Source organism: Actinomadura sp. HBU206391, from assembly GCF_014323665.1.
In the GTDB taxonomy this organism is placed as follows: domain Bacteria; phylum Actinomycetota; class Actinomycetes; order Streptosporangiales; family Streptosporangiaceae; genus Actinomadura_C.
The window spans coordinates 1-8,701 of the sequence record NZ_JABVEB010000221.1; the positions used below are offsets into that span (position 1 = coordinate 1).

Genomic DNA, 8,701 nt, shown 5'->3' on the forward strand with positions numbered 1-8,701 from the left:
GTACAACCACCAGGTCAGGATGCATGTGCTTGCTGGTGACCTGTAAAGCATGTGGTGAGACTGGGCGACTTCTGGGGCGTCGTTATGGGTCTTGCTGTTCGTACTGCTGCCAGAGGTCGAGTGCTTCGAAGAGGGCTTCCTCGATGCCGAAGGCGGCGTATTCGATGCCTTCGGCGCAGTCTGTGCACCGCATCGCCATGAGGTGATCGCCTCTGCGTCTCCAGTCGTCGGCCCATCGTCGGCGTAGATCGGCCTGATCCCGCAGGGTGGCGAGTTCGTCGAGAAGCTTGCACAGGGCGTCTCCGGCGGTCTGGGATTCCCAGACCAGGAGGAACACCACGCGTGGGAGTTCGCTCATGCGCGCTGTTGCTGTGCGTTGGTCGTCTGGTGGTTCTGATCCCGCATTAAGTGGCCGGCTGGGGGTTTGGTTGCCTGCTGTTCGTAGCGGCCGAGGTCGCGGGCGAGGTCTTCGGGGGTGTCGGCGCTGAGGGTGGGGTGCTGAGCGCGGATGGCGAGCCATTGGTAGGCGAAGGGGTTGTAGAGGAAGCCCCAGTGGGGGAAGGTCGCGCGCAGTGTCTGAAGTCCCGGGGTGGGGTCCATCCACACGGTGATGGTGGTGTTCATCTGGGGAGTTCGGCCCAGGTGGTGCGGCCGGCCTGGTCGCCTGTGACGCCCCATGCGGTGGTGTAGGCGGCGACGAGGATGAGGCCGCGTCCGCCTTCGCGGCCATGGGTGCAAGGCCCGAAGAGGGCGGGGCCGCCGTCGTCTTCGATCTCTAGGCGGGCGGTCCCGTCGGGTCGACTGTGGATGCGGGCGCGGAAGACGCCGCCGGGTCGACCGCTGCGGGTGTGCTCGATGGCGTTGGTGCCGAGCTCGCTGGCGATGAGTTCGGCGTCGGGCTGTGTGGGGAGGTGTTCGCGGATGAAGCGGCGGAGTGTCCGGATCTGATCTCGGGTTCCGGGAAAGGACCGCGCGTGTATCTGCGTGTCGGTGCCGGTGTGGTCGGTGGTGTCCATCAGTGTTCACCTCATGATCGCGCAGGTCACGGCCGATCTCCGCTATAGATCGATACTTAAAGTACTGGTATAGTAGTTCAGGTACAAGGAGTTCGGTGTACGTGTGCCGCACAATAAGTACTGATCTCGTGAGAGTCTGAGGAGAAAGGGAGGCGCCGAATGTTCGCTCTGGTTGTCCGGTTCACCTGCAAGGACGAGGCGAGCGCCGCAGCGTTCGATGAGGTAGTGGCGGAGACGGTGCCGCAGATCAAGCAGCACGAACCCGGGACGCTGGTCTACGCGGTCCACCGGGTAGAGGGCGAACCGCTCCAGCGGATGTTCTACGAGCTGTACACCGACCGGGCTGGATTCGACGCACACGAGAGCCAGGAGCACACCAAGCGGTTCCTGGCCACCCGTGAGGATCTCCTGGCCTCGGTCGAGGTCGACTGGTTGACTCTGGAGACCGGTAAGGGCACTGGCGGGTGAGCACTGACTACCAACGTGCTCTGGGACGCAAGATCGCCCAGGAGCGCAAGCGGAGAGGCCTGTCCCAGCCGGAGTTGGCGCGGCTCGTGGACCGGTCGGTGGCATGGGTGTCTCAGGTAGAACGCGGCGTCCGCAAGGTCGACCGGATGTCGGTGCTGGAGACGGTCGCCGAAGCCCTCGATGTTCCGCTGTCGGAACTGGCGGCGGAAGCGCCCGTGGTGGCCGCCGCCGCCGAGGAACTACCCGGCGCCGCGGGCCTGCGTCTGGTCCTGTCGGGCGCCCACTCGCTGCAAGCGATGCTCCACGCCCCGTCTGTGCCCTTTAGGAATCACGTCCAAGAGAAGGTCGCCAAGGCCTGGGAGCTGACCCATGCCGCCCGGTACGTGGAACTGACCGAGCTGCTGCGGGACCTGATACCCACGCTGGAAACCGCGGTGCGCTCCGCGCCCGAAGATCGGCGACCGGAACTCTTCGAGCTGCTGGCCTCCACCTATCAGGCGTGCTCGGCGGCGCTGGCCAAGCTCGCCGAGCCAGAAGCGGCGTGGATCGCCGCTGACCGGGCGATGGTCGCCGCTGAACGCGCGGGCGACCCTTTGCTGATGGCCGCCGGCGCCTTCCGGCTCGGGTTCGTGTTCCTGGGCGCCCGGCATCTCGACCAGGTAGAAGAGACCGCTCGGACCGCTTCAGAGGCCCTGTGGTTCCTCGCCGACCAGGGCAAGCCCGAAGTCATGTCGCTATGGGGCGGCCTCACTCTGCAACGCGCGGTCGCCGCGTCTCGTCTCAATGACGCCACCGCTGCCTACGGCCATCTCAGCCGAGCCAAGGACATGGCCGGCCGACTCGGCGATGGCCGTAACGACTACAACACCGAGTTCGGACCTGCCAACGTCGGGCTGCATGAGATCGCCGTGGCCGTGGAACTCGGAGACGCCGGCCATGCCCTGCGCGTCGCCTCCCAGATCGACACCGCCGGCCTATCGGTCGAGCGCCGCGCCCGGATGCTCATCGATGTCGCCCGCGCCCACGCCCAGCGCAGGCAGGTCACCGAAGCAACCCGGGCGTTGCTCGATGCCGAACTCATCACGCCCGAACAGCTCCAGAACCATCGGACCGCCCGGCAGCTCATCTCCGACCTGCTCACTATGCAGGAACCCCCTGCTTCTGACCTGCGAGAACTCGCAGACCGGGTAGGGGCGTAGAAAAAGTACGTGTCCTGATACGAAAAGTACTAGTAAGTACTGCGAGTACGCGGTAGCGTTCATGTCGACGGTGAAGCTCTCCCACACGAGGGGGTGACAGCCCGACACGAACGCTTCACGCGTTTCAGGGGCAAGAACAACAAGATCGGCCGCTCTAGGAACGCGCTCACAGGCCGCACATGAAAGCGGCCTGAGCGGGAGAACCGCCCAGGCCGAATGCGGTAAGCACCGCGAGTTGGCGCTTCGATGCTACCGCCTTCGCCCTGACACCGCCGGTCCTCCCTCGTCAACCACATGCCCGGATACCGGGCTGACGAGAGGTGTACTCAGCATGCGCAACATCCCCATCCCCGTCGACATCACCGCGTTGTCGTTTGTGTGTGTGTCGGCCCCGCGTCCGCGTCTGGTCAGCCAGGAGACCGGTCAGGTCAAGATCGACAAGCAGGGCCGGACGGTGTTTCAGGTCGGGTTGTCGGTGGCCGACGAGGCGACCGGCCGCGCCGAGATCATCAACGTCAACGTCTCCGGCGACCCACAGGTCACCCTCGGGCAGATCGTCACCCCGGTCGGGCTGATCGGATTCCCCTGGGAGCAGATCCGGGACGGGGAGAAGCGGTGGGGGATCGCCTACCGGGCCGCCTCCATCGTTCCCGCCGCTCCCTCTGTCGCGGTTGCCTGAGGCGGTCGGCGATGAACGATGCGACTGTCTACCTGGTGCCCATGGCCCTGGCCGCTGCGGCGGCCGGGCTGTGGGCCTGGCGGCGCTGGCACCCGGTGTCGTTCTGGTACGGGGTGCAGTTCCCGGTCAAGGCCGCACGGGTGTATCTGACGTGGGCGCATGTCGCGTCCGGGTGCGGGCTGTCTCGCAAGCGTCGGCGCTTGCGTCTCACCCTGGACGCGCTCCCAGTGGTGGGGGCGGCGGCTCGGTCGGCGGCGACCGTGGTGCAGCAGCGCCGCCGGCTACGCCGCGTGGACGTGGAGCGCCCTCCCCGCCTGGGTGTCCTGCGTCCGACCGTGTTGGGGTGGCGGGTGCGGGTTCGCCTGGATGACGGGCAGGTCCCCGACGACTACGCCAAGGCCTCTGAGCGGTTGGCGCACGCCTGGCGGGTCCACGCCGTCCGGGTCGTCGGCTTCACACCTGGTCGGGTGACGCTGCTGGCGACGATGCGCGACCCGCTCACCACCGTGTCGGTGACCCCGGAAACGGGGGAGCTGCTGACGGTGCGGCCGGGGAAGTTGGAGAACGGGTCGGATTGGGTGATGGACCTCAAGACGATCCCGCACTGGCTCAACGCCGGCGCCACCCAATCCGGCAAGTCCAACCTGGCCAACGCCATCATCAAGGGCCTGTCACCGCAGCCGGTGGCGCTGGTGGGGTTCGATCTCAAGGGCGGGGTGGAGTTCACCCCTTACGCCCCGCGCCTGTCGGCTCTGGCCACCACCCGCACCGAGTGCGTTGCTCTGCTCGATGACCTGGTGGGTGAGCTCGGCAACCGTATGGCCACGTGTAAGGCGCGCGGGGCGCGGAACGTGTGGAAGCTGCCCGAGGAGCTGCGGCCGGTGCCGGTGGTGGTGCTGGTGGATGAGGTCGCTGAGCTGTTCTTGATGGCCGACCGGGCTGAGAAGGACGAGGTGGCCAAGACCGGCACCGCGTTGTTGCGGGTGGCTCAACTGGGCCGGGCGTTCGCGGTGTACCTGATCGTGTGCGGGCAGCGGATCGGCTCCGACCTCGGACCTGGCGTCACCGCTCTGCGCTCTCAACTGTCCGGGCGGGTCTGCCACCGCGTCAACGATCCCGAGACCGCCACCATGACCCTGGGCGACATGGACCCTGCCGCCCTGGACGCCGCACGCGCGATCCCTGCGGAAACTCCCGGTGTTTGCGTGGTGGCCGGGCAGGACGGGTCCTGGCATCGTGCCCGCTCGGTCTACGTCTCCGAAGAGCAGGCCGAGCAGGCCGCCCGCGATTTCGCGCATCTGACTCCCTCCTGGGCCTCCCTCATGAGCGGACCGCCCACGGCGCTGCCGGACTGGCCCGGCGAGCAAGCCGCATAACCCGACCCTCATCCCCTTAGCGGCTCGGTGTGAGCCCTGATCACGCCACGTCCATACCTCCCTCATGCCTGAAACCGTTCTGGAGGCTGCCATGCCCGCCCGTGTGATCGCGCTCCGTCCCCGTCCCCGCCGCGTCCCCACCCGTCCGTCCCCGTCGCCGTCCCCGTCCTCGGTCGTCCCCGGACTGGACGAGCGGGTGTCGGTGGAGTGGGACGAGGCGCGAGAGCTGTATGTCGTCGCCTGCCGCCGGTGCACCGAAACCGTCCTGTCGAACCGGTTGGAGGAGGGGGAGGAACTGGCCGAGGCTCACCGGTGTGACCCTGAGTTGGCCGCGCTGCTCGCCGACATCACCGGTGAAGCTGCGTGAGCCGGCGGTCGTTGGCGGCGGTCGCCGATTCCGGGCCGGTGGTGATCCTGGCGGCCATCGCGGCGGCTGGGTCGTTCACTCACATCCGCGACACCGCCACCGAACACGGCCAGCACGGCTGGATGGCCTGGGCCGTCGCCGTCTGCATCGACCTCACCTGCGTCATGGCCGCACGGGAAAGGCAGCGCGACAAGCGCACCGACCGACCAACGGCCCGGCTGTCGTGGCCCACGGTGGTCCTGGTCGGCGGCATCCTGCTCTCCCTGGCCGCCAACCTCGCCCAAGCCCAACCCACCGTCTGGGGATGGCTATCGGCAGCCACACCGGCCGGTGCGTTCCTGGTCGCCGTGTCCATGCTCGAACGCCGAGCATCCAACACCCGAACTCGGACGGGTCCCGCCGTCTCGTCCTCGCCGGTCATGGCTCCTCCGCCGTCCTTCGGACACCCGTCCCCACCGTCCCCGTCCCCTGAGGTCTCAGACGGGGCCCGTCCCGAGCTGGCCGCCGCCGTCCCCACCGACCACACCACCCAGGACGGGACCCCCATCTCGGCCGCGTCCCCGGCACCGGCCTCCTCCTCGTCGGCTGGTCCGGCGGCTGCGCTGGTCGAGTTCGCCCACCGCGTCGCCACCGAACACCACACCAAACACGGACGACCCATCACCCGCGACGCACTACGCGCACGACTCGGCGTCTCCAACCAACTCGCCTCCGACCTCCTCCGCCAAATCCGCACCGACACCACCTGAACCAAGGGAGAGATCACCATGGTCCTTCAGCCGAACCCGATCGTCCCGGGTGATCTGTTCGCCCGTCACCAGACCGTCTCCGGCCTACGCGCCCTGGCCGACTTCCTCGAGCACAACCCCGCCGTCCCCGTCGACGAATACGGCGCAGAGTTCACCCTGTTCATCCGAGACCGCACCGACGCGTGTGCACGGGCTGAGGTCGACCGCATCGCCACTGCCCTGGGCTCGAAGGTCGGTGACGACACCGCCTACGGCGGTCACTACCGGGTGGCCAAGACCTTCGGCCGCATCACCTACCGGGCCGTGCACGTCCCCTCCCGCGCCATCGCCGACCACGACGCGCGGATGAGCTACCGCAACAACATCACCCTCGACGACCAAGCCGCCTGATGCCCACCGACGAGACAGACCAGGACCGCCCGGCACTGGTCCCGCCGGTCCGGCTCTGGCAGTGCTGCCACTGCGGCGGAACCGGAATCGACTCCCACGGCGATACCTGCCTGCACTGCGACGGCGCCGGTCATTGCTGACCACCACAGAAAGGACCAGGGAGATGTTCGTCCGCCGCTGCGCCTTCATCACCTTCTGGCTGGTGCTCGCCCTCTACGTCTTGCGCCACCCCGTGAACGCAGCCCACACCACCAAAGCCCTGCTCCACGGTCTGGCAGCCGCTGCCGACGCTCTGGCGCGGTTGGTGTCCGCGCTCTAACCCGTAAGAGCCCCGGTGTGGCCGTACGAGCCGCCAAGCACACACAACCCACACCGGGGCCGACCCCCTTGAACCGTCACCACAACGGGACAGGAGACCAGACCCATCGTGCCCCACCCTGCCCTCACCCCGCTCGCCGCCCGCGACATGGCCGCCCGCGACATGGCCGCCCGCGCCAACCGGCCTGACTACGCCCGGTGGGCCGCCCGAGCTCGCGCGACCGGAGGATGCGCCCAACCCATCCACCTGAGGGGACGTGTCGACTACCGCGACCCCCTGACCGGGGAACTGCTGCACCGCTACTCCACCCTTCATGAACCCGGCGGGGTGCTGCGGGTGGCGTGCAAGACCCGGCGCGCGTCCCGCTGCCCGGCCTGCGCGGAGGTCTACCGGGCCGACACCTACCAACTCGTACGCGCGGGCCTGGTCGGCGGCAAAGGCGTCCCAGACAGCGTCACCCAGCACCCGGCCGCGTTCGTCACCCTCACCGCGCCCTCCTTCGGGCCCGTCCACGCCCGGCGGGAAAAGGCCGGCACCGCCCAGCCGTGCCACCCCCGGCGCAACGCCACACCATGCCCGCACGGGCGGGTGCTGTCCTGCGCCACCCGGCACTCCACCGATGACCACAAGCTCGGCGAACCACTGTGCCCCGACTGCTACGACACCACCGGCTCAGTCCTGTTCAACGCACTCGCCCCCGAACTCTGGCGACGCTTCACCCTCGCCCTCAGGCGCCGCGTCGCCAAAACCGGGGGGCTCCTCGTGCGGGAACTCCGCGACGTGCTCACCGTGTCGTTCGCCAAGGTCGCCGAATACCAGCGGCGCGGAGTCGTCCACTTCCACGCCGTCATCCGCTTCGACGGACCAGACGGGCCGACATCTCCACCGCCTGCCTGGGCCACACACGAGGTCCTCGCCGACGCCGTTGATCAGGCCGCCAGCGCGGTCACGGTCTCGACTCCGGCCGCTGCCTGCCTGCCGAGCCGCTCGCTGGCATGGGGCTCCCAAGTCGACGTACGCCCGATCACCACCACTGGGGAACTCACCGACCAAGCTGTGGCCGGATACATCGCCAAATACGCCACCAAAGCCGCCGAGTGCGTCGGCACCCTTGACCGCCGACTACGCGCCACCGACGAACTCACCGACCTCCCCGTAACCGGCCACGCCCGGCGACTGATCGCCGAGTGCCTGCGTCTTGGCGCACTGCCGGAGCTGGCCGACCTCCGGCTGTCCGAGTGGGCTCACATGCTCGGCTTCCGCGGCCACTTCTCCACCAAATCCCGCCGCTACTCCACCACCCTCGGCACACTGCGGGCCGCCCGGATCGAGCACAACCAGCGCGAACACCACATCACCACCGGGCGGCTGCCCTTCGACGACGAGGACCAGGTGCTCGTCATCGCCGACTGGCGCTACCTCGGCCAAGGACTCACCCCCGGCGAAGCCATCCTCACCGCCGCACTCACCGGAAAACCGCTGCCCCCGCTCGGCCCCACCGCGCTTAAAGGAGCATCCGTATGACTCGGCACCGCGACGAGCTGATGGGCGTTGACCAGATCCTCGAAGAGCTTGGCGGCGTGTCCCGCCGGACGTTCTACCGCTGGCGTGAGATTGGCCGTGCGCCGGCTGGGATAAAGCTGCCGAACGGCGAGATCCGCGTTTGGCGAAGCGAGTTCACGGGCTGGCTTGAGGGCCTGCGGGAAGCTGCATGAACACCAGCACGGACGTCAAGTTCTGGGGCGTGCGGCGCAACGGCTCCAGCAGGACACCGTCCTATGAGATCCGCTGGGTGGTCGGCGGCAGAGAGAAATCGCGGTCACGGCGCACCAAGGCCCTGGCCGAGAGCTTCCTGTCGGATCTGCGGCAGGCCGCCAAGCAAGGTGAGGCGTTCGACATCGCGACCGGGCTCCCGGCGTCCATGCTGCGGCAGGCGTCCCCGATCACGTGGTACGAGCTTGCCCGTGACTACGTCGATCTGAAATGGCCACGCCATCCGGCGAAGACCCGGGAGGGTCTGCTTGACGCGCTGGCCACGGTCACCGCTGTGCTGGTCAAGGACGTCACGGGAGAGCCTGACGCGAAGCTTCTGCGGCGGGTCCTGTTGCGGCACGCCTTCAATCCGCCGCGCCGTGAGC

General features: G+C 68.1%; 13 protein-coding genes and 1 pseudogene. 11 read left to right on the top strand and 3 right to left on the bottom strand.

All coding sequences use genetic code 11. The features are described from left to right. Nucleotides 1–82 precede the first annotated feature (82 nt). The 3 genes from HKK72_RS31790 to HKK72_RS31800 are packed head-to-tail and all read right to left on the bottom strand — an operon-like array spanning nt 83 to nt 1,016. On the bottom strand, nt 83–358 hold the full coding sequence (locus HKK72_RS31790) for a hypothetical protein (protein ID WP_187238133.1): 276 nt from the start codon (nt 356–358) through the stop codon (nt 83–85). After that, nucleotides 355–624, bottom strand: a complete 270-nt coding sequence (locus HKK72_RS31795; RefSeq protein ID WP_187238134.1) for a hypothetical protein — start codon at nt 622–624, stop codon at nt 355–357. The genes HKK72_RS31790 and HKK72_RS31795 overlap by 4 nt, the downstream gene beginning before the upstream one ends. Then, on the bottom strand, nt 621–1,016 hold the full coding sequence (locus tag HKK72_RS31800) for an ATP-binding protein (protein WP_187238135.1): 396 nt from the start codon (nt 1,014–1,016) through the stop codon (nt 621–623). Before HKK72_RS31800 ends, HKK72_RS31795 begins: the two co-directional genes overlap by 4 nt. Before the next feature lie 159 nt (nt 1,017–1,175). Here HKK72_RS31800 and HKK72_RS31805 point away from each other — a divergent pair, with 159 nt between their 5' ends. The 11 genes and pseudogenes from HKK72_RS31805 to HKK72_RS31855 form a co-directional block, all read left to right on the top strand. Beyond that, the gene (locus HKK72_RS31805; RefSeq protein WP_187238136.1) at nt 1,176–1,484 is read left to right on the top strand and encodes a putative quinol monooxygenase; all 309 of its coding nucleotides are present in this window, start codon (nt 1,176–1,178) and stop codon (nt 1,482–1,484) included. After that, nucleotides 1,481–2,683, top strand: coding sequence for a helix-turn-helix domain-containing protein (locus tag HKK72_RS31810; protein ID WP_187238137.1), 1,203 nt, complete (start codon nt 1,481–1,483; stop codon nt 2,681–2,683). Before HKK72_RS31805 ends, HKK72_RS31810 begins: the two co-directional genes overlap by 4 nt. 331 nt (nt 2,684–3,014) lie before the next feature. Then, complete coding sequence (locus HKK72_RS31815) at nt 3,015–3,362, top strand: hypothetical protein (protein ID WP_187238138.1); 348 nt, start codon at nt 3,015–3,017, stop codon at nt 3,360–3,362. An 11-nt stretch (nt 3,363–3,373) separates the two neighbouring features. After that, nucleotides 3,374–4,738: an FtsK/SpoIIIE domain-containing protein gene (locus HKK72_RS31820; RefSeq protein WP_187238139.1), complete on the top strand. Its 1,365-nt coding sequence runs from the start codon at nt 3,374–3,376 to the stop codon at nt 4,736–4,738. Between the two features lie 91 nt (nt 4,739–4,829). Continuing rightward, complete coding sequence (locus HKK72_RS31825) at nt 4,830–5,105, top strand: hypothetical protein (protein ID WP_187238140.1); 276 nt, start codon at nt 4,830–4,832, stop codon at nt 5,103–5,105. Then, nucleotides 5,102–5,854, top strand: a complete 753-nt coding sequence (locus tag HKK72_RS31830) for a DUF2637 domain-containing protein (protein ID WP_187238141.1) — start codon at nt 5,102–5,104, stop codon at nt 5,852–5,854. Before HKK72_RS31825 ends, HKK72_RS31830 begins: the two co-directional genes overlap by 4 nt. A gap of 18 nt (nt 5,855–5,872) precedes the next feature. After that, nucleotides 5,873–6,244: a hypothetical protein gene (locus HKK72_RS31835; RefSeq protein ID WP_187238142.1), complete on the top strand. Its 372-nt coding sequence runs from the start codon at nt 5,873–5,875 to the stop codon at nt 6,242–6,244. Between the two features lie 133 nt (nt 6,245–6,377). Further along, on the top strand, nt 6,378–6,563 hold the full coding sequence (locus HKK72_RS31840; protein ID WP_187238145.1) for a hypothetical protein: 186 nt from the start codon (nt 6,378–6,380) through the stop codon (nt 6,561–6,563). Between the two features lie 162 nt (nt 6,564–6,725). After that, nucleotides 6,726–8,087 carry a replication initiator gene (locus HKK72_RS31845; RefSeq protein WP_187238144.1) on the top strand — a complete coding sequence of 454 codons (1,362 nt, stop codon included), beginning with the start codon at nt 6,726–6,728 and terminating at the stop codon, nt 8,085–8,087. Then, nucleotides 8,084–8,278, top strand: a complete 195-nt coding sequence (locus tag HKK72_RS31850; protein WP_187238143.1) for a helix-turn-helix transcriptional regulator — start codon at nt 8,084–8,086, stop codon at nt 8,276–8,278. The genes HKK72_RS31845 and HKK72_RS31850 overlap by 4 nt, the downstream gene beginning before the upstream one ends. Next, nucleotides 8,275–8,701 (top strand): annotated as a pseudogene (locus HKK72_RS31855) (site-specific integrase); the annotation flags it as partial. The gene HKK72_RS31850 and the pseudogene HKK72_RS31855, both read left to right, overlap by 4 nt.